Below are 20,153 nucleotides of genomic sequence, written 5' to 3' on the forward strand. Positions count from 1 at the left end.
GGATGACGACTTCCGCGAGCTCCGGAACCGGCCCCGGCCCGACCCCCGGCCCCACCGAGAACTCCATGCGTCGCGCTCTCAAACGGGCCCGTGACGGCGTCGCCCTGGACGTCGGCGAGGCGGCCGTGCTCCTGCAGGCGCGCGGCGAGGCGCTGGAGGACCTCGCCGCCTCCGCCGCCCGGGTGCGGGACGCCGGCCTGGAGGCGGTCGGCCGGCCCGGTGTCATCACGTACTCGAAGAGCGTCTTCGTCCCGCTGACCCGCCTCTGCCGTGACAAGTGCCACTACTGCACCTTCGTCACCGTCCCCGGCAAGCTGCGCCGGGCCGGACACGGGATGTTCATGTCGCCCGACGAGGTGCTCGACATCGCCCGGCGCGGCGCCGCCCTCGGCTGCAAGGAAGCCCTCATCACCCTCGGCGACAAGCCGGAGGACCGGTGGCCCGAGGCCAGGGAATGGCTCGACGCGCACGGCTACGACGACACCATCGCCTACGTCCGCGCCATCTCCATCCGCATCCTCGAGGAGACGGGACTGCTGCCGCACCTCAACCCCGGGGTGCTGACCTGGACCGACTTCCAGCGGCTCAAGCCCGTCGCGCCCAGCATGGGCATGATGCTGGAGACCACCGCCACCCGGCTGTGGTCCGAGCCCGGCGGCCCCCACCACGGCTCCCCGGACAAGGAGCCCGCCGTCCGGCTCCGGGTCCTGGAGGACGCCGGCCGCTCCTCCGTCCCGTTCACCTCCGGGATCCTCATCGGCATCGGCGAGACGTACGACGAGCGGGCCGAGTCGCTGTTCGCGCTCCGCAAGATCTCCCGCGCCTACCACGGCGTCCAGGAGCTCATCATCCAGAACTTCCGCGCCAAGCCGGACACCGCGATGCGCGGCATGCCGGACGCGGAACTCGACGAGCTGGTCGCGACCGTGGCCGTGGCCCGCCACATCATGGGCCCGGCCGCCTGCCTCCAGGCGCCGCCCAACCTCGTCGACAGCGAGTACGGGCGGCTGATCGGGGCCGGTGTCGACGACTGGGGCGGGGTGTCCCCGCTCACCATCGACCACGTCAACCCCGAGCGCCCCTGGCCGCAGATCGACGAACTCGCCGAGAAGTCGGCGGCGGCCGGCTTCCGCCTGCGCGAACGCCTCTGCGTCTACCCGGAGTTCGTCCGGCGCGGCGAGCCGTGGCTCGACCCGCGGCTGCTCCCGCACGTCCGCGCGCTGGCCGACCCGGAGACGGGGCTGGCCCTGCCGGACGCGGTCGTCGAGGGCCGCCCCTGGCAGGAGCCGGAGGAGGTGTTCGTGCCGTCCGGCCGCACCGACCTGCACCGCACCATCGACACCGACGGCCGGACCTCCGACCGCCGCGACGACTTCGACGAGGTGTACGGCGACTGGGGCGCGCTGCGCGAGGCGGCCGCCCCCGGCATGGCGCCGGAGCGCATCGACACCGACGTGCGCCAGGCCCTCGCGACGGCCGCCGACGACCCGACGAAGCTCACCGACGACGAGGCGCTGGCCCTGCTCCACGCGGACGGCCCGGCCCTGGACGCCCTGACCCGCATCGCGGACGACGTGCGCCGCTCGGCCGTCGGCGACGACGTCACGTACATCGTCACGCGGAACATCAACTTCACCAACGTCTGCTACACGGGCTGCCGCTTCTGCGCCTTCGCGCAGCGCCGCACCGACGCCGACGCGTACACGCTCTCCCTCGACCAGGTCGCCGACCGCGCCCAACAGGCCTGGGACCTGGGCGCGGTGGAGGTCTGCATGCAGGGCGGCATCCACCCGGACCTGCCCGGCACGGCCTACTTCGACATCGCCAGGGCGGTGAAGGAGCGGGTCCCCGGCATGCATGTGCACGCCTTCTCGCCGATGGAGGTGGTGAACGGCGCGACCCGCACGGGCCTGTCGATCCGCGAGTGGCTGACGGCGGCGAAGGAGGCCGGGCTCGACTCCATCCCCGGCACGGCGGCCGAGATCCTGGACGACGAGGTCCGCTGGGTGCTGACCAAGGGCAAGCTGCCGACGGCGACCTGGATCGAGGTCGTCACGACGGCGCACGAGGTCGGGATCCGGTCGTCCTCGACGATGATGTACGGCCATGTCGACCAGCCCCGGCACTGGCTGGGCCACCTGCGGACGCTGGCCGGGATCCAGCAGCGGACCGGCGGCTTCACGGAGTTCGTCACCCTGCCGTTCATCCACACGAACGCGCCGGTGTACCTGGCGGGCATCTCCCGCCCCGGCCCGACCATGCGGGACAACCGGGCGGTCACGGCGATGGCCCGGCTGCTGCTGCACCCGCACATCCCCAACATCCAGACCAGCTGGGTCAAACTGGGCAGCGAGGGCGCGGCCGAGATGCTCCGCTCGGGCGCGAACGACCTGGGCGGCACGCTGATGGAGGAGACGATCTCGCGGATGGCGGGCTCGTCGTACGGCTCCTACAAGTCGGTCAGGGACCTGATCGCGGTGGCGGAGGCGGCGGGCCGCCCCGCGAGGCCGCGGACGACGCTGTACGGCGAGGTGCCGCAGGAGCGGCAGCGGGCGGCGTCGGCGTCGGACGGGCATCTGCCGGATCTGCTGCCGGTGCTGGACTGAGAGGGACGGCTCGGGGTGCGACGAGGGGCCCTTCAGGGATCACTCAGGGGCCACTCAGGGGGCACTGAGGGACCGGGGAGCGGGCCCCTCGCAGTACGATGATCGGGCCCCGACCGGAGGGGTCCCGTAGCTGAGGAGATGCGTGCCCGTGCCTGCCCGACGGCTTCCCTCCTGGGTTTGGGTCACCGGCCTGACGACCGGCGCGATCGCCGCGGTCGTCTTCCTGACCGTGCGGGCCGAACAGGGCCCGCACCCCACGGCCTCGGCGGCCGGCCGCCCGAGCGCCTCGGCGTCGGCGGGACCGCAGGCCTCGGCCTCGCCGAAGCCCTCGGCCACCCCCAAGACGGCCGCGGTGCCCGGCAGTTCGGGCACCGGCCGACGGATCGTGTACTCGCTGGGGCAGCACCGGGTCTGGCTGGTCGACGCCGACGACACGGCCCGCCGCACCTTCACGGTCTGGCCCGGCACGGTGGACCCGGCCGTCGGCAGCTTCACGGTCTCGCTCCGCAAGAACGCCACCACGGGCTCCGACGGCGTGGCGATCGAGCACATCGTCTACTTCTCCGCCACGTCCGGCGTCAACATCGCCTTCTCCAACGCCGTCGACGGCTCCTCCCCGCCCCCGGCCGCCGCCGGTACGCAGACCGGCGGCATCCGGATGGCCAAGGCGGACGGGACGGCGCTGTGGGCGTTCGGCGAGACGGGGACGAAGGTCAGGGTCGTCGAGTAGGTCCCGCGCGTGCGGGGTCAGGCCCGGGCGTCGTCCCGCGCCTGCCCGGCGGGCAGCTGGTTGACGATCAGCACGACCCCGGCGAACAGGAAGGCCCGGGTCGCCGCGTCCAGCCCGTTCCAGGTGTCCGACTGCCACATCGAGAACCACTCCCCGCCGATCGCGATGAACCCGGCGCCGAACAGCAGCATCACCATGACCAGCCCGTAGGTGGACAGCGCCCGGCCGCGTATGTGGTCGCGCCGCGCCCAGAACCACGTCCCGGCGGCCAGCACCACCCCCGCGACGGTCTCCCACACGATGATCGCGACGTAGGCGGCGTCCTGCAGCCCCTTGCTCGTGATCGCCCGCCACATCACGTCGTCGTCCTTGAACGTCGTGTCCATCGCCAGCACATGACGCACGAACTGCTGGTTCGTGCCGAAGTCGGTGATGTTCCCGAAGGAGACGAGAAGCATGTAGAGCGCGACCGTCCCGGTGAGGAGGGCGGCGCCGAGCGGAAGCACGCGTGACGCGTGGGGGATACGTGTGGTGGGGGTGGTCATGCCGGTGTCCTTACCCCACCAGGTCTTCATCACCCCTCCACCGGACCGCCCGTGCACAGGGCCGGAACGCCGCACTGTTCGATTACAGTGACGGACGTCGTATGTACGCACGGTGCGGGAGGACTGGGTGGGTGCGACTGCCGGGCCAGTCTGGGGCCGTGCCGAACAGCAGGACTTCCGCAGCCGGGTGCGCGGCACGCTGCTGGGCGCGGCCGTCGGAGACGCCCTCGGGGCTCCCGTCGACGGCCTCGGGATCGAGGAGATCCGGCAGCTGCACGGGCCCGAGGGGGTCGTGGACCTGGCCCCGGCCCACGGGCGGCGCGGCGCGGTCACCCATCTCACCCAGCTGACCCTGTTCACCGTGGACGGGCTGATCCGCGCCCAGGTGCGCCGGGACACCGGCGCCTGGCATCCGCCGACCGACCTGCACCGGGCCTATCTGAGATGGGCGGCCACCCAGCGCGACTGGGGGCCCGACCTGCGCCGCAAGGACGACGGCTGGCTGGCCCGGGAGGAGTGGCTGTACGCCCGGCGTGATCCGACCCGCACGCTGCTGCTCGGGCTCGGCGACGAGGTCATGGGCACTCTGGACTCGCCCAAGAGCCCCGGCGCGGCCGGACCCGAGGTGGTGCCCCGTTCGGTGCCCTTCGGGCTGCTCGTCGGCTGGGAGCCGCACCTCGTCGCCCAACTGGCCGTCGAGTGCGCCGCCCAGACCCACGGCCACCCCACGGCGTACCTCGCGGCGGCCGCGTACGCCGTCACCGTGCACGCGCTGGCCTGCGGCGAGAGCCTCGACGGCGCGGTGCAGCGGGCGCTCGCCCTGCTGGCGGCGCGGCCGGGGCACGAGGCGGTGTCGGAGGCGTTGCAGCACGCGCTGGGCGCCGTCCGGCAGGGGCTGCCGGGGCCCGCCCGGGTGGAGGAGCTCGCGGGCGCGGGGACCGCGGAGGCGGTGCTGTCGGGCGCCGTCTACTGCGCGCTCGTCGCCGAGGACGTCCGGCACGGGCTGCGGCTCGCGGTGAACCACGGCGCGCCCTCGGGTCCGACGGCCGCGCTCGCGGGCGGCCTGCTCGGCGCCCTGCACGGCGAGACGGCCCTCCCGCCGGCCTGGCTGGCCGAGCTGGAGGGCCGTCCCACGATCCTGGAACTGGCCGACGACTTCGCCATGGAGATGACCCAGGGGCCGGCCCTGCACGGTCCCGCCGGGGCGTCGCCGGGCTGGATGGCCCGGTATCCCCGGGGGAGTTAGTCCGTCACCGCCGTGGGGACGCCGTCCTTGGGCCGCGGCGCCTGCGCGGCGGCCGAGGAGCCGCCGTCCCCGTCCGTGTTGATCCGTTCGATGATCGCCAGGCGCTCCGGGGTGTCCTCGGGCCTGATGAACCCGACGAGGACGTAGAGGACCAGCGACACGGCCAGCGGGATCGACACCTGGTACTGGAGCGGCACCCCGCCGTCGACGTTCCAGTTGATCGGGTAGTTGACCAGCCAGAAGGCCAGCAGACCCATCGACCAGCTGGTCAGCGCGGCCGTCGGGCCGGAGCGGCGGAACGGGCGCAGCAGGCCCAGCATCATCGGGATCGCCATCGGGCCCATCAGTCCGGCCACCCACTTGATGACGACCGTGATGATGTCCTTGAAGGCGGGGGAGTTGACCTGCGTGGCCGCCGCCATGGACAGACCGAGGAAGACGACGGTCGCCACCCGCGCCGCGATCAGCCCGGACCGCTGGTTCCACTCCCGCGCCCTGGCCCAGATCACCGGCGCGCAGTCCCGGGTGAAGACGGCGGCGATCGCGTTGGCGTCGGACGAGCACATGGCCATCGTGTGGGAGAAGAAGCCGACGATGACGAGCCCCAGCAGGCCGTGCGGCAGCAGCTGTTCGGTCATCAGCGCGTAGGAGTCGGAGCCGTCCGGCTTGTTCGACGTGACCAGCAGCGGCGACATCCACATCGGGAAGAACAGCACCAGCGGCCAGACCAGCCACAGCGCCGCCGACAGCCGCGCCGACCGCTCGGCCTCCTTCGGGGTGGCCGTGGCCATGTACCGCTGGGCCTGGTTGAGCATGCCGCCGTTGTACTCGAACAGCTTGATGAACAGGAACGCGAGCAGGAACACGGTCCCGTACTGGGCGACCAGGGGCTTGTCGTGGCCCTGGAGCGCCGGCTGGTCCCAGGCGTCCAGGAACCCGATGCCCTTGTCGTTCAGCTTCAGCACGACGGCGACGAACATCGCGACGCCGGCCAGCAACTGGATGACGAACTGGCCGAGTTCGGTCAGCGCGTCCGCCCAGAGGCCGCCGATCGTGCAGTAGACGGCGGTGATCGCGCCGGTGATGAGGATGCCCTGGTTGAGGGAGATGCCGGTGAAGACCGACAGCAGCGTGGCGATGGCGGCCCACTTCGCGCCGACGTCCACGATCTTCAGCAGCATCCCCGACCAGGCCAGCGCCTGCTGGGTCTTGAGGTCGTAGCGGTTCTTCAGGTACTCCAGCGGGGACGCCACGTGGAGCCGTGACCGCAGGCGGTTGATGCGCGGCGCGAACAGCTTCGAGCCGATGGCGATGCCGAGCGCGATGGGGAAGGACCAGGTGACGAACGAGGTGACGCCGTAGGTGTAGGCGATGCCCGCGTACCCGGTGAACATCACCGCGCTGTAGCCCGACATGTGGTGCGAGATGCCGGACAGCCACCAGGGCATCCTGCCGCCGGCGGTGAAGAAGTCGCTCACGTCGTCGACGCGCTTGTGCGACCAGACGCCGATCGCGACCATCACGCCGAAATAGCCGATGAGCACGGCCCAGTCGAGACCGTTCATGTGTGCCCTCCCAGGGTTCATCCCGGCGTTCAGCCCGGCGCTCATCGTGGGCGCTGCCGCGTGAACACGACAAGTAACCGTAAGGTCAAAGGGAGGTAAAGGAATTCTGTATAGTGGTTCGCGTTCACCTATATGAACTCAACGCATCAGCTCCCCGGCGTTGACCAGCAACGACTGTCCGGTGATCGCCCGCGCCCGGTCCGACGCCAGGAACACCGCCGCGTCCGCCACGTCCCCGTCCGTCGCCAGCTCGGGCAACGCCATCCGCTCGGTGAGCCGCTCCAGCACCTCCTCCTCCGCCACTCCTTCCGTCTGCGCGGCGAACCGGACGTACGCCTGCACCGGCGGCCCCCACATCCACCCGGGCAGCACGGTGTTGACCCGGATCCGGTGCGGCCCCCACTCCCGCGCGAGCGAGTACATGGCGCTCGTCAGCGCCCCCTTGGACGCCGCGTACGCCGCCTGCCGCACCTGGGAGGGGGCCGCCACGGCGGACTGCGTCCCGATGAACACCACCGACCCGCCCCGCACCCGCAGCCCGGCCAGGCAGGCCCGCGTCATCCGCAGCGACCCCAGCAGGTTCACGTCGATCACCGACTTCCAGGTCGTGAAGTCGGCCTCCTCGACCCCGCCGAAGAAGGAGTCCCAGGCCGCCACGTTCACCACGGCGTCGATCCCGCCGAACCGCTCCCGCGCCAGCTCCGCGAGCGCCTCGCAACTCCTCTCGTCGGTGATGTCGGTGACCCGGTACGCCGTCCGCGCCCCCTCGGGGTCGATCCCGGCCGCGCTCTTCGCCAGATTGGCCTCGGTCCGCGCCCCCAGCACGGCGTTCCCGCCCTCCCGGACGACCGCGGCGGCGACCTGGTGACCGAGTCCGGCGCCGACTCCCGAGACGACGACGGTCCTGCCGGTGAGCGATGACATGGCATCCCCCTGCCTCTGGCGCATTATCTGACGGAGCGTCAGAGTATGGGCCAGTCGCCGAGGATGGGGAAGAGCATGAGCGAGGAGACGCACAGCGAGACGTACGCCGAACTGGCCGCCGTCGGCCCCTACGGGGTGCGCCCCGGCCACGCCCTGATCACCATGGTCGAACCGCACCCCGGCCACGAGTACGCCTACAACCGCTGGTACGAGGACGACCACTACTACGCCGGCGCGATGGCGATGCCCTGGATGTACGCCGGCCGCAGGTGGGTGGCGACCCGCGACCTCCAGCTCCTGCGCGGCCCGGAGAAGTCGGCGATCGCCCAGCCGGTCACCGCCGGCTGCTACCTCTCCACCTACTGGATCACCGACGGCCGCTACGACGACCACATGAAGTGGACGGTCGCCATCAACAAGCGCCTCAACCGGGACGCCCGCGTCTACCGGGACCGCACCCACGTCTTCACCGCGTTCCAGGACCACGAGACGACCGTGTACCGGGACGGCGCCGCGGGCCCCCGCGACTTCCACGCCCTGGACCACCCGTACGCGGGCCTGGTGCTCCAGGTGATCGACGCCGACTCCGCGCAGCGGCGCGCCGGACTCCTGGAGTGGCTGCGCGCCCGACACCTCCCCGAGCGGGTCGCGGGCTCCCCGACGGCCATCGTCACCGTCTTCCGCCCCACCCCCCTCCCCGGCGACCGCATGACCTACGTCAAGCAGGTCGAGGGCGTCGACACCCGCCTGACCCTCCTGTGGTTCCTGGAGACCGACCCGAGGGACTGCTGGGACCCCCACTTCACCGGCCTGGAGGAGGCGGTGACGGAGTCCGGCCTGGGACGGGTGGAACTGCTCGCGCCGTTCGTCCCGACGATCCCGGGCACGGACACCTACGTGGCGGACCTGCGCGCCACCGGCCCGTCCGGCGGCGCCCCCTCCGCGGGAGACTGAGGGCGGGGCCCGTTCACGGCCGGACCGGGGCCCCGGAGGCGGCCGCCCCCGCGGACCCCGGCGTCACGCCACGCTCACTTCAGCTCGTCCGGGCACGGCGTGCCCCGCGGCAGCTGATAGGGCGCCGCCAGCCGGTAGACCCCCGCCCGCGGAGCGACCAGCATCGTCCACTTGTCGCCCTCCGCGTCCTCCTCCGTCTCGAAGAGGCACCCGTCGACGTTGTCGTACGTCTTCGGCTCCCCCTCGGCCCGGTCCCTGGACGCGTCCGTCTCCTGCGGCGGCTTCAGGCTCTTGCCGTCCGCGTCGACGATGCTCAGCCAGGGCGAGTACGGGATCCGGATCAGGATCCGCCCCGCCTTCTTCACGTCGATCGTCATCTCGTCCTGCTTGGCCCGCTGCACCACCGCGTCCGGCTCGGCGAGCGAGGCGGGGTCGGTGACCCTGAACAGCTGCCAGTTGGCGTCGCCCCAGATCTGCACCAGATACGGCAGCCCCCGCTGCACCAGCTCCCGCTCCCGTTCGCCGCCGTCCCCGTCCAGCGCCTCCTTCGGGACGACGACGAAGTGCACGGCCCACCGCTGGAGCCACTCGTGGTAGTTCGCCGAGTTGAGGGTGTCGTCGTAGAAGAGCGGGTTGCGCTCCATGTCGGCCTGGCGGTTCCAGCCCCGGGCGAGGTTGACGTACGGCGCGAGCGCGGACGCCTCGCGGTGCGAACGGGCCGGTACGACCTCCACCCGCCCCTTCTCCGCGCCGATCTCCTGGAGTTCGTTGACGAGCGGCGCCAGCTCGCGCGCCCAGGAGGCGGCCGGGGTGGTCCGCAGGACGTCGTCGACCGACTTGAAGCCGATCCAGCCCACGAACCCGAGGAACGCCAGGACGATCACGTACCACTTGCGGCTGCGCGGCACGGCGAACGGCAGCGCGGCCATCAGCACCACACCCGTGAACAGCATCGCGAGCCGCGTGATGTTGGACCCGATCTGCGAGCTGATCAGCCACACCAGCAGGACCCCGAGCCCGTACACCGCCGAGGTGATCCGCACCGTCTTCCAGTCGCGCGGGACGACCGCGAAGACGGCCACCGCGGACAGCAGCGGCAGGGACGCCGAGCCGAAGGACATCGGCTGGGTGCCGGAGAACGGGAACAGCCAGGCGGACAGGGCGACCACGGCCGTCGGCGCGAGCCCCAGCGCCCACGCGCCCGGCCGCCGCTTCTGGAGGAACAGCGCGGCGGCGACGAGCCCCACGAAAAGCCCCGCCACCGGTGAGCCCATGGTGGCGAGCGCGGCGAGCGGGGCGGCGCACAGCGCCTTCGCCCACCGTTTGTAGCGCCAGCGGTACGGCCAGCAGAACACGACGGCGACCGCGCCCAGCGCGAAGGTGTTGCCGAGCCCGAACGTCACCCGTCCGGAGGCCGCGTTGCACAGCAGCGCGAAGACCCCGGCCAGCGCCGGCCACAACGGGTTCTTCACCGGCCGGCAGCGCAGCAGGATCAGGGTGAGCAGCCCCGCCGAGAGCGTCCCGGCGATCATCATCGTGGTCCGGACGCCGAGCAGGGACATCAGGTACGGCGACACCATGCTGTACGACACCGGGTGCATGCCGCCGTACCAGGCGAGGTTGTACGCGGAGTCGGGGTGCCGGCCGACGAACTCGGCCCAGGCGTCCTGCGCCGCGAGGTCGCCGCCGCTGTTCGCGAACGTGAAGAACCAGACGAGGTGCAGCGCGCCGGACAGGCCCGTCATGGAGAGCACGGGATGCCGTCGCACCCACCCGCCCAGCCGGTCGAACGCCGCTCGCACCCGGGACGGCGCCGGCCCGGAGCCGGTGTCGGCCGCGCGGCCGTCCGTACGGCTGTCCGCGCGGCCGTCCGTCGGCGTGGGGTCCGGGAGGTGGTCCCGCTCGAGCTCTACCACCGCGTCACGGCCGTCACGGCCGTCACGGTCGTGGTCGCCCGACTGTGGGGCGGGCACCCTCGGTCGCGCGTCGGCGTCCGGCTCCGGACCGGTGTCGTCGGCGCGTGTCGGCTCCGCAGTGGCCACCTGAAGGCACTCCCCGTGTCCCGTCTTCTGCTCTCGGCCGCATGCCGTTCGCGTCCGCTTCACGGCTGCGTCCTTGCGACCGGCGACCTGTCCCGTTTCGTGACGCTAGCACGCACCCCGCCGGGCGGCTGCCCGGCGGGGTGACGTGAGCGTGCGAGCGGGGCCGCGGGTCAGCCGATGCGCGTCAGCTTGTCCGAGAAGCCCGGCTCGACCAGGTCCGTCTGCAGGGCGACCGGCACCTTCACGGCACTGCTGGAGCCGTCGCCGACGGTGAGCGTGCCCACCTGGGTGCCGGCCTTCGCCGCGTGCGGCACCTCGTCGGCGGTGAAGGACAGCTTCACCGTCATGCCCGCCCAGCCGACCGCCGGGACGTCCTTGGTGATGACGACGGGCGTGTGGCCGCCCAGCTTGTCGTCGACGTAGCCGACGACGTCGCCCTTCTTCAGGATCTTCGCCGAGGTGACCGCGTCCTCGGCGGCGAGCAGCGCCGTCTGGCTGACCGCGTTGACCGTCTCGAGGATCCTGGGCTTGTGCTGGCCGAGGATCGCGCCGACGAGCGTCACCGTCTGCCCGCCGACCTCCTTGCGGGAGGCGAAGAGCAGGTTGCCGCCGGCCGCGGTGGTGCTGCCGGTCTTGATGCCGATCGCGCCCATGTTGTACGGCAGGGTGTTGTAGTTGGGCCAGTTCTTGCCGGACGGGTCGTCCCAGCTGGCCGCGCTGGAGATGGAGACCAGGGCCGGCACCTTCACGAACGCGCGGCCGAGCTTCACCTGGTCCTCGGCCGTGGAGACGGTGGTCTCCTTCAGGCCCGAGGGGTCGGTGTACGTCGTGTCGGTCATCCCCAGTTCCTTGGCGGTGGCGTTCATCTTCTTCACGAACGCCGCCTCCGAGCCCGCGTCCCAGCGCGCGAGGAGACGCGCGATGTTGTTGGCGGAGGGGATCAGGACGGCCGACAGGGCCTGCTTCTCGGTGAGCTTGTCGCCGGCCTTGACGGTGTTGAGGGTCGACTCGTCGCCCGAGACGTCGTAGCCGCCCTCCTTCTCCGCCGTCGCGTCGACCTCGATCTCCGGACCTTCCTCCCCGGTCTTCATCGGGTGGTCCTTGAGGATGATGTACGCGGTCATGGTCTTGGCGACGGAGCCGATGGCCACGGGCGTCTGCTTGCCGAAGCTGCCCATCGTGCCGACGCCGTCCGCGTCGATCCAGCCCTGTCCCTCGCTCGGCCAGGGCAGCTGCGTCTTGCCGCCCTCGAAGGTGTACGAGTCCTTCGCGGTGAGGGTCAACCCGGTCGCCGGTAGCGGTCGCACGGCCTGCGCGATCGCAAACACGACGAGCAGCAGGAGGACCAGCGGCGTCCAGATCTTGAGCCGCCGTCCGAGCGTGCGCATCGGGGTCGGCGGGGGCGGCGGGGTGTTCGTCAGTTCCGCCAGCAGGTCCAGCGGCGGCTTCGGCGGGAGCGGCTGCTGGGTGGTGCGCTCGGGGCCCACCTGCGGGACCAGGGCGGTGACGTCGGCGGGCTTCAGCGGGCGGGGCTCGTCGAGCGGCTTGAGCGCGACGAACTTGCTGGTCCGCTCGGCGGGGGCCTCGGGCTCGGCCTTCGGTGCGGCCTTCGGCGCGGCCGTGTCCTCGTCGGGCTCGGGCTTGGGCTTGGTGGCGCCGCCCAGCTTCAGCATGGTGGTCGGCTGGTCGACGGCGGGCTTGGGCCGGGGCGCCTTGAAGACGGCGGTGGGCTGGTCGACGGGCGAGTCGTCGGGCTTGTCGGCGTCGGCGTCGGCTTCGGCTTCGGCGTCCTCGGCCCGGCCGGACTCGGCAGCCGCGGCGGCCTCACCGTCGGCGTCCGCCGCCCACTTGGGCGCGGCCTTGGACGCGGGCTTGGAGCCGGACGCGGATCCGGACGTGGATCCGGACTCGGGCGCGGGCTCGGCGGCGGGTTCGGCCCCGGCCTCCGGCTTCGCGTCGGCGGGCTCGTCGGCTCCCTCGGCATCGCTCGCGGAACGTTCCTCCGCCCCGGCGCCGGCGCCCCGGTCCGAGGTGCCCCGGTCCGCGGCGGTTCCGTGCGAGGAGTCCCGGTCCGCGGGGCTCTCGCCCGTCGGCGCGTCCTTCGCGGAGTCCTGCTCCGCGTCCTTCGCGGAGTCCTGCTCCGCGTCCTTCGCGGGCTCCGCCGCGGGGGTCTTGTCGTCCGCCGAGGCCACCCACTGGGCCACCGCCTCCCGCAGACGCGCGTCACTGCCCCCGGAAGCGCCCTCGGCGGCCTCGGAGGCGCTCCCGGACGTCTCGGCGCCCTCGGGGCCGTCCTCGGCCTCCTCGGAGCCGCTTCCGGCCTCCTCGGCCTCGGCGGACCCGGTCCTCGCGTCCGTACCGCCGCTCCCGGCCGCTGCGGGCTCCCCGGCGTCGGTGCCGGAGCGGGCGTCGGCGTCGGAGGATGCGTCAGCTTCGACTTCCGCCTCCGCCTCGGCCTCCGCCTCGGCCTCCGCCTCGGTCCCGGTACCGTCCTCGACCGTCCCGGCGTCCTCGGTGGAGCCGCTCGCCGTGGAGCCGCCGTCGGCCCCGGCCGCCGTGGGTTCCTCGCCGTCCTCGGCCGTCGCGGACGGCTCGGGCCGCTCGGCCTCCGCGGTCTTCAGGTCCCGTACCGAGAACACGCGCGTCGCCGTGTCCACGCCGCCCCGGGACGCCGTCGGTTCGGCCTCCCGCGCCACGGCCACCCGCGGATCGCGGACTTCGCGGGAATCGCGAGGTTCACGCGCCTCGGGAACCGTGCTCGCGCTCCCCGACGTCGGTTCTGCCGACGACTCGCGCTGCTTCGACCTGTCGGGGGACTCGCCCGCCACCGATGCCTCCTCCTGTGCCGCACGCCCACCGCGCGCTCGTGCCGAACCGTGAACCGCCCGCCCGAAACACGCCTCACGGCATGTCCGAACCATGTACCAGTGTCCTGTGTAGAGGGCTTGGCTCCTGCGGTAGACGAGAACGACATACCTACTGGTTCCACTACAAACAGGTCACGCACCCTCGACAGACCAATGTGAGAGGGGTCACCCTGTCATTCATCCACGCGGGGAGGCATGGATGGGCAGGAGCCGCAGAACAATTCCGGAAGAGCTTTTGTTGCTGGCGCTGGACCCGACCACGGGTACCACCGCACAGCCGCAGTCGCTCGACCTCGGTCTGGCCGGAGCACAGCTAGTGGAGCTGGCGCTGGCCGGACGGATAGCCCCTGACGGGGATCGTATCGCCGTGGTGTCCCCACGGCCGACTGGAGATCCGACACTGGACTGCGCGTTGGAGTTGCTGCGAAGGCGTGGCGCTCCCGTACGGGCCGTCCACTGGATCGGCGGGCCGCGTCTCGGGCTACGCCAGACCTACCTCTCGCATCTGGAGCGGTGCGGCATGGTGCATGCCGTGGCGGGACAGATGTGCGGAGTGCTGCCGACGACTCGCTACCAGGCGACGGACACCGACATCAGCCGGGAGATCAAGGCCCGGCTGGACTCCGCGATCCGCACCGGCGTACCGCCGGACCCGCGGACCGCGGCGCTCGCCGCACTGGCGCACGCGGTCGGCCTCGGCAAGCACCTGTACCCGGGCAACGAGGGACGTTCGTCCCGCTCCCGGCTGCGGGATCTGATCAGGCACGACCCGATGGGCGGCCTCGTGGCGCACGCCGTGATGGACGTCCAGAACGGCGCGGTGGCACAGCCGCGCCGCAACCAGGCGCCACCCGGCCGGCAGGCCGGACCCGGGGCCAGGCCCGCACCGGAGCCCGCCCGTGGCGTTCCGGCGCAGCCGCACCGCGGTCCCATGGCGCGTGTCGTGGCTCACTGAGCCGCAGTCCCACGACACCGCGCCGGCCGGACCGGAGCACCGCAAGACGTAAGACCCGCAGGGCCGGTTGGACCCGTTGGACCCGTTGGACCCAGGACCCGTCCGGGAGCCGCAGCGGCCGCGCGGGGTGGTGGGAGGCATCGACCCGCCACCCCGCGCGGACGCATGTCGGGGGACGGGCCCGAACTGGCGTGTACCCGCCGCGTATCCACCGTTTTCCAGCGGTAGAAAGCGCCTTGGTGGCAGTCTGCTCAACAGCAGATACGCAAAGTGTCAGGTACAGACACGCAGCCGGAGGTGCACGTCCCGTGGCGTCCAATGTCAATCCCACCGTCAGGCGACGCCGGTTGGGCCAGGAGCTGCGTCGGCTCCGTGAGCTCAAGGGCATGACGGCCGAAGAGGTGGCCGAGCGCCTGCTGGTGTCCCAGTCGAAGATCAGCCGGCTGGAGAACGGCCGGCGCAGCATCAGTCAGCGTGACGTCCGGGACCTGTGCGGGGTGTACGAGGTCGAGGACCAGCGGATGGTCGACTCGCTGATGGAGATGGCCAAGGACTCCCGCCAGCAGGGCTGGTGGCACGCCTTCGGCGATGTGCCGTACAGCGTCTACATCGGCCTGGAGACGGACGCGGCGAGTCTGCGCGTGTACGACCCGCAGGTCGTGCCCGGGCTCCTCCAGACCCGTCAGTACGCGGAGGCGCTGATCTCGGGCGCGCTGCCGGAGGCCCCGCCGGCGGACATCGAGAAGCGGATCCAGGTGCGCCTGCGCCGACAGGAACGTATTTCCACAGCCGACAACCCGTTGCGCCTGTGGGCGGTCCTGGACGAGGCGGCGCTGCGCCGCGAGGTCGGCAACCGGCAGGTGATGATCGAGCAGCTGGACTATCTGCTGGAGATGTCCCAGCTGCCGCACGTGACCGTGCAGTTGATCCCGTTCACGATGGGCGCGCACCCGGGCGTGAGCGGCCAGTACGCGATCCTCGAGTTCCCGGACGCCGCCGACTCCAGCGTGGTCTACATCGAGGGCGTCACCAGCGACCTGTACCTGGAGAAGCCGCAGGACGTGCAGAAGTACAGCGTGATGTACGAGCACTTGAGGGCGCAGGCCCTGAACGCCGATCAGACGCGGGAGTTCATCGCGAAGGTGGCGAAGGACTACGCCAGGGAGGTGGCTCCGTGAGGCGCCGAAAGGTACACCTTCGGCCGGGCCGGAGGGAAGTCCCTATGGAATATGCCATCCGGACGGGTGAATAGTCGCTCCGCATCACGATGTTGGCGAGTAGCGTCGATCACGCCATCAAGCAACAACGGTGGCGCAAACCATGCCGTGCAGACGGAGAACTGCGCACGGCGTGGTGACAGCAACTCAGCAACTGACTACCGGAGCGAACATGGCAATCCAGCAGGGCGCCGCGAACGAGTGGGTCAAGTCCTCCTACTCCCAGGGCAACGGCGCATGCGTCGAGATCAAGTCCCCCCTCCGTGCGGCCATGGCCGTCCGTGACTCCAAGGTCGCCGAGGGCCCGACCCTGGCGTTCCCCGCCGACGCGTGGAACACCTTCGTGGCATCGGTCAAGGCGTAAGGGGACGATCCCCTGAGACAGTCCCACCAGGACGACCGGCTTCACCAGCACGACCCAAGAGCCCCCTCGACCAGCTCGCCGTCCTTGCCGAGGGGGCTCGGCGCATGTCCGGCGGCGGACCCGGCGGCAGGCCCGCCGGTCCGACGGCCCGGCTAGCCCCGCCTCACCGGGAACGCCACGTCGCACACCGGGTCCTCGGCTCCCGCCGCGTCCCAGTCGGCGAAGTAGATCTCCCGGCAGGGGCCGTCGTAGTCCCAGCCCTCCCGCCTCATCCACGCCTCCACCGCCTCGTACGGGGCGAGAATCTGCGGGTGCGCCACCTGCGCCTTGGTGATCCTCGTGTACGCGAGCCGCCTGGCGGGCTCCAGTCGAGCCCCGAACTGCCGGCTCCGGCTCTGCGCGGCGGCCGCCCAGGCCCGGGCCCCCGCCTCGTCGGCGACCGGCACGCAGCACTCGACTGGCCCGTCGCTCTCCATGGACACCGCGGAGCAGTAGACGACGAACGGCGCCCCGACGGCGCCGCCGCACTCCCCGGCCGCTTCCTCCAGCCGCCCCAGCGAGGCGGGGATCCACACGGGCAGCTCGTCCGCGAGCGTGTGCCGCGTCTCGGTGACGATCACCTGCTCGGGCACGTCGACCAACCGGACCTCGAACTTCTCGTACATCTCGGAGCTCCTCCCCGACAGCCGTGCACGGAGGTAGGCGGCGAGGGTGCGCTGGGCGGCGAACCGGGCCTCGACATCGCACCAATAGGCGGCGAGCAGCTCTCCGGACTCGGCACCGTCCGATGCCTCCACCAGCTCGGCGATCCGCGCGAGCGGCATGTCCAGCTGGCGCAGCATGGCCACCAGCCGGGCACGTTCCACCTGGTCGGCCCGGTAGTAGCGGTAGCCGCTGGCCTCGTCGATGTACGCCGGGGCGAGCAGCCCCAGCCGGTCGTACAGCCGCAGCGCCTTGGCCGAGAGCCGGGCCCGCGCGGCGAACGCGCCGATCGTGAGCGGCGCGCCGTCGTCCCCGTCCACCACACGCACCCCCGTCGTCCTCCGTCACCGGGCGGCCTTCGCGCCCGGCGACGAGGAGGCTCCGCCCTGCCCCAGGGGCAAGGTCAAGCCGGACGGTCCGCCGGGTCGGGAGCGCTCAGCCCAGCTGGCTCTCGATGGCCGCGACGACCTCGGCGGACTCGGGCTCGGTCTGCGGGGAGAAGCGGGCGACGACCGACCCGTCCCGCCCGATCAGGAACTTCTCGAAGTTCCAGCGGATGTCGCCGGTGTGGCCCTCGCCGTCCGCGAACCCGACGAGCCGCTCGTACAGCGGGTGCCGGTCCGCGCCGTTGACCTCGACCTTCTCGGTCAGCGGGAAGGACACACCGTAGGTGGCCGAGCAGAACTCGGCGATCTCCTCGGCGGTGCCGGGCTCCTGCCCGAGGAACTGGTTGCAGGGCACACCGAGCACGGTGAAGCCCTGGGCGGCATACCGCTCCTGGAGCTTCTCCAGGCCCGTGTACTGCGGGGTCAGGCCGCACTTGGAGGCCACGTTCACCACGAGCACGGCCTGGCCCGCGTACTGGGAGAGCTCCGCGGAACCGCCCTTGAGGGCGTCGATCCGAACATCGAGGGGAGAGGCGCCTGCGTCAGTAGTCATGCTCCGGATGCTAGCCCCGGCCGGTGCTCCCGCCCCTTCCGGGGCCGTCCCCCGCTTCCGTTTCCCGCCGGGCGCCGGGGCCCTGCCCGGTGGCGGCCCTGGCCAGGACCTCGCCCGCGGCGGTCCGCGAATACAGCACCGACCGCCCCGCGCGCCGTCGCTCCACCAGCCCCGCGTCCCGCAGCACCCGCAGATGCCGGCCGACCGAACCGAGCCCCTGGCCGGTGAGGGCGACCAGCTGGGTGGTGCTCAGGGGGCCGGCGAGGAGCACGAGCACCGCGGCGCGGCCGGGACCCAGCAGGGCGCCCAGCGCGGCCGGAACCGCCCGGGCCCGGTCCCGTCGGTCCCCGGCGAGCGCCCCCGCGCACGGGTAGACGACGGCGTACCGTTCCCGGTCGTCCCACGACACCCACCCCGTCTTCGGGGTGACCGGCACGAACACCAGCTCGGCGCCGGAGATCTCGCGGGGCGGATACTCGTGCAGGTTGACCTGAAACCGACTCTCGCCGAGCCATCGCGTCCCCGGTCGCAGCGAGTCCAGTACGGCGGCCCAGCCACCCCGGCTGACCTGCGCGGTCCTCGCCACGACATCGGCCTCCAGGACGCGCCGCCGCCGCTCCCAGTGCGGACGGACGCCCGCCTCCCACACGTACTCCAGCAGCCCGGCCGCCCGGTCCGGCAGGTCGTCCCGGTCCAGGGCGGCGGGGAGCGGGCCGTCCAGGGACATCCGCAGCTGGGCGCGGGCCGCGACCGGGTCCGCCGCCCGCACCCGGGCCACGCCCTCCTCGAAACTCTCGCCGTCCCTCGGGGTGGGCGTGAGGAAGTCGGCGACCCAGCTCCGCCCCAGCCCGGCCCGCACCAGCAGCCCGGTCACCGGGTCCGCCGCCAGGACGGCGCGGTAGCCGGGAAGGCACTCGCGCAGCCAGTCGCGCTCGCCGGGATGCGCGCCTACGCCCGCGTGCAGCAGCTTCAGGCTCGCGAAGGTCTCGGCGAGCGGCGACAGCACGAACCGGCTGCGCGCCAGCGTGTCCGCGTTCACCTGCCACCAGCCCATGGCCCCTGCGCCCCTCACCCGTGCCCGTACGACGTGCGACGTTTCGCGGTCCGGCGAAACAATAACCACCCCTCCGCGGCCCGTCGCAGACTCCGCCCATGACCGGCCACACGTACCGACAGCTCTTCCGCACGCCCGAGTTCACTCCCCTCTTCCTCTCCGCCGCCGCCCAGACCGCCGCCGGGACGGTGAGCGGCCTCGCCCTCGGCACGCTCGTCTACCGGGCGACCGACTCCCCGCTGCTGTCGGCGGTGAGCATGTTCGGCCCGTCGCTCGCGCAGGTGCTGGGCGCGACCTTCTTCCTCTCGGGCGCCGACCGGCTGCCCCCGAGGTCGGCGCTGACCGGCCTCTCCCTCGCCTTCGCCGCCACGACCGCCGTCCTGGCCCTGCCCGGGCTGCCGGTGTGGGGCGTCTTCGCGGTCGTGGTCCTCCAGGGGCTGACCGCCTCGCTCGGCGGGGGCGTCCGGTGGGGCCTGCTCAACGAGATCCTCACCAAGGACGGCTATCTGCCGGGGCGTTCGCTCTTCAACATGCTGAGCGGACTGATGCAGATCGTCGGGTTCGCCACCGGCGGCGCTCTCGTGACCGTGTTCTCCCCGCGTCCGGTGCTGCTGCTCGCCGCGCTGCTCTACTCGACCGCGGCCGTGGTCGCCCGCCTCGGCCTGACCGTCCGCCCGCCCCGGGCCGCCGGCCGGCCCTCCGTCGCGGAGACCCGGCGCACGAACGCCGTCCTGTGGTCCTCCCGCCCCCGCCGCCTCACCTATCTGGGCCTGTGGCTCCCCAACGGACTGGTCGTCGGCTGCGAGGCGCTCTTCGTGTCCTACGACCCCGACGCGGCAGGCACGTTGTTCGCCTGCGGCGCGCTGGGCATGCTGGCCGGTGACCTCACCGTGGGCCGTCTCGTGCCGCCCGGCCTGCGCCCCCGGCTGGCCACCCCGCTCCTGCTGCTCCTGGCCACTCCCTACGCCTTCTTCGCCCTGCGCCCGGCCCTCCCGCTCGCCGCGGCCTGCGCGGCCCTCGCCTCCGTCGGCTTCGGCGCGAGCCTGGTCCAGCAGGAGCGGCTGATGGCCCTCACCCCGCCCGAACTCAGCGGGCACGCCCTCGGGTTGCACTCGGCAGGCATGCTCACCATGCAGGGCGTGAGCGCGGCGCTGGCGGGCGCGATCGCCCAACTCACCTCGCCCGCGACGGCGATGACGGTCATGGCGCTGACGTCGATCGCGGTGACCCTGGCCCTGAAGGCCGCCGCCGGCCGAGCCGACGCGGAACGCGCGGCGAACGACCTCGTCGGATGAGGGCGGGAGACGAGGGCGGGTGCGGGGACGAGAAGTCGAGGGTGCGGGGTGAGGGTGCGGGGACGAGGAGTCGAGGGGGCGCGGGTGAGCGGCGGTCGGGCTCCGGGGCACCCGTCGAGGCCGGACGTCGAGGCCGGACGTCGGGCCG

The 20,153-nt window shown here is 72.3% G+C and carries 16 protein-coding genes; 8 read left to right on the forward strand and 8 right to left on the reverse strand.

Annotated features, from left to right (window positions below; translation table 11 throughout):
• The first annotated feature begins 2 nt into the window (after positions 1 to 2).
• Both J2X68_RS07205 and J2X68_RS07210 read left to right on the forward strand, forming a co-directional pair.
• Positions 3 to 2,606 carry a bifunctional FO biosynthesis protein CofGH gene (locus tag J2X68_RS07205; RefSeq protein ID WP_310431599.1) on the forward strand — a complete coding sequence of 868 codons (2,604 nt, stop codon included), beginning with the start codon at positions 3 to 5 and terminating at the stop codon, positions 2,604 to 2,606.
• 142 nt (positions 2,607 to 2,748) lie between these two features.
• The gene (locus J2X68_RS07210; RefSeq protein WP_310431600.1) at positions 2,749 to 3,336 is read left to right on the forward strand and encodes a hypothetical protein; all 588 of its coding nucleotides are present in this window, start codon (positions 2,749 to 2,751) and stop codon (positions 3,334 to 3,336) included.
• 17 nt (positions 3,337 to 3,353) lie between these two features.
• On the opposite strand, the gene J2X68_RS07215 is transcribed toward J2X68_RS07210, so the two are convergent.
• Positions 3,354 to 3,881 carry a DUF2165 domain-containing protein gene (locus tag J2X68_RS07215; RefSeq protein ID WP_310431601.1) on the reverse strand — a complete coding sequence of 176 codons (528 nt, stop codon included), beginning with the start codon at positions 3,879 to 3,881 and terminating at the stop codon, positions 3,354 to 3,356.
• 127 nt (positions 3,882 to 4,008) lie between these two features.
• Between J2X68_RS07215 and J2X68_RS07220 the strand changes: the two genes are divergently transcribed.
• Entirely contained in the window at positions 4,009 to 5,127 is a 1,119-nt protein-coding gene (locus J2X68_RS07220; protein WP_310431602.1) for an ADP-ribosylglycohydrolase family protein, read from the forward strand.
• On the opposite strand, the gene J2X68_RS07225 is transcribed toward J2X68_RS07220, so the two are convergent.
• Both J2X68_RS07225 and J2X68_RS07230 read right to left on the reverse strand, forming a co-directional pair.
• A complete protein-coding gene (locus J2X68_RS07225) occupies positions 5,124 to 6,692 on the reverse strand; it encodes a sodium:solute symporter family protein (RefSeq protein WP_310431603.1) in 1,569 nt (522 codons plus the stop codon). The genes J2X68_RS07220 and J2X68_RS07225 overlap by 4 nt on opposite strands.
• A 138-nt stretch (positions 6,693 to 6,830) precedes the next feature.
• Positions 6,831 to 7,616 carry an SDR family oxidoreductase gene (locus tag J2X68_RS07230; RefSeq protein ID WP_310431604.1) on the reverse strand — a complete coding sequence of 262 codons (786 nt, stop codon included), beginning with the start codon at positions 7,614 to 7,616 and terminating at the stop codon, positions 6,831 to 6,833.
• A gap of 75 nt (positions 7,617 to 7,691) precedes the next feature.
• On the opposite strand from J2X68_RS07230, the gene J2X68_RS07235 reads away from it, so the two are divergent.
• Positions 7,692 to 8,570, forward strand: coding sequence for a hypothetical protein (locus tag J2X68_RS07235; protein WP_310431605.1), 879 nt, complete (start codon positions 7,692 to 7,694; stop codon positions 8,568 to 8,570).
• 74 nt (positions 8,571 to 8,644) lie between these two features.
• On the opposite strand, the gene J2X68_RS07240 is transcribed toward J2X68_RS07235, so the two are convergent.
• Both J2X68_RS07240 and J2X68_RS07245 read right to left on the reverse strand, forming a co-directional pair.
• Positions 8,645 to 10,612 carry an MFS transporter gene (locus J2X68_RS07240; protein ID WP_310431606.1) on the reverse strand — a complete coding sequence of 656 codons (1,968 nt, stop codon included), beginning with the start codon at positions 10,610 to 10,612 and terminating at the stop codon, positions 8,645 to 8,647.
• A gap of 170 nt (positions 10,613 to 10,782) precedes the next feature.
• Positions 10,783 to 13,440 (reverse strand): D-alanyl-D-alanine carboxypeptidase, encoded by a 2,658-nt coding sequence (locus tag J2X68_RS07245; protein WP_310431607.1) that lies wholly within the window; start codon positions 13,438 to 13,440, stop codon positions 10,783 to 10,785.
• Positions 13,441 to 13,678: 238 nt separating this feature from the next.
• Here J2X68_RS07245 and J2X68_RS07250 point away from each other — a divergent pair, with 238 nt between their 5' ends.
• From J2X68_RS07250 to J2X68_RS07260, 3 genes are all read left to right on the forward strand, one after another.
• Positions 13,679 to 14,434, forward strand: a complete 756-nt coding sequence (locus J2X68_RS07250) for a GPP34 family phosphoprotein (protein ID WP_028807190.1) — start codon at positions 13,679 to 13,681, stop codon at positions 14,432 to 14,434.
• A gap of 308 nt (positions 14,435 to 14,742) precedes the next feature.
• The gene (locus J2X68_RS07255; RefSeq protein WP_028807189.1) at positions 14,743 to 15,612 is read left to right on the forward strand and encodes a helix-turn-helix transcriptional regulator; all 870 of its coding nucleotides are present in this window, start codon (positions 14,743 to 14,745) and stop codon (positions 15,610 to 15,612) included.
• A gap of 211 nt (positions 15,613 to 15,823) precedes the next feature.
• Complete coding sequence (locus J2X68_RS07260) at positions 15,824 to 16,015, forward strand: DUF397 domain-containing protein (RefSeq protein WP_310431608.1); 192 nt, start codon at positions 15,824 to 15,826, stop codon at positions 16,013 to 16,015.
• A 152-nt stretch (positions 16,016 to 16,167) separates the two neighbouring features.
• Here the strand turns inward: J2X68_RS07260 and J2X68_RS07265 are convergent, their stop codons facing one another.
• The 3 genes from J2X68_RS07265 to J2X68_RS07275 form a co-directional block, all read right to left on the reverse strand.
• Positions 16,168 to 17,040 carry a MerR family transcriptional regulator gene (locus J2X68_RS07265; RefSeq protein ID WP_310431762.1) on the reverse strand — a complete coding sequence of 291 codons (873 nt, stop codon included), beginning with the start codon at positions 17,038 to 17,040 and terminating at the stop codon, positions 16,168 to 16,170.
• 112 nt (positions 17,041 to 17,152) lie between these two features.
• The gene (locus J2X68_RS07270) at positions 17,153 to 17,656 is read right to left on the reverse strand and encodes a glutathione peroxidase (RefSeq protein ID WP_310431609.1); all 504 of its coding nucleotides are present in this window, start codon (positions 17,654 to 17,656) and stop codon (positions 17,153 to 17,155) included.
• A 10-nt stretch (positions 17,657 to 17,666) separates the two neighbouring features.
• Complete coding sequence (locus J2X68_RS07275; RefSeq protein ID WP_310431610.1) at positions 17,667 to 18,710, reverse strand: winged helix-turn-helix domain-containing protein; 1,044 nt, start codon at positions 18,708 to 18,710, stop codon at positions 17,667 to 17,669.
• Between the two features lie 98 nt (positions 18,711 to 18,808).
• Between J2X68_RS07275 and J2X68_RS07280 the strand changes: the two genes are divergently transcribed.
• Positions 18,809 to 20,005, forward strand: coding sequence for an MFS transporter (locus J2X68_RS07280; protein ID WP_310431611.1), 1,197 nt, complete (start codon positions 18,809 to 18,811; stop codon positions 20,003 to 20,005).
• Positions 20,006 to 20,153: the final 148 nt, after the last annotated feature.

Origin of the sequence: Streptomyces sp. 3330 (assembly GCF_031456635.1) — a bacterium.
GTDB lineage: Bacteria > Actinomycetota > Actinomycetes > Streptomycetales > Streptomycetaceae > Streptomyces.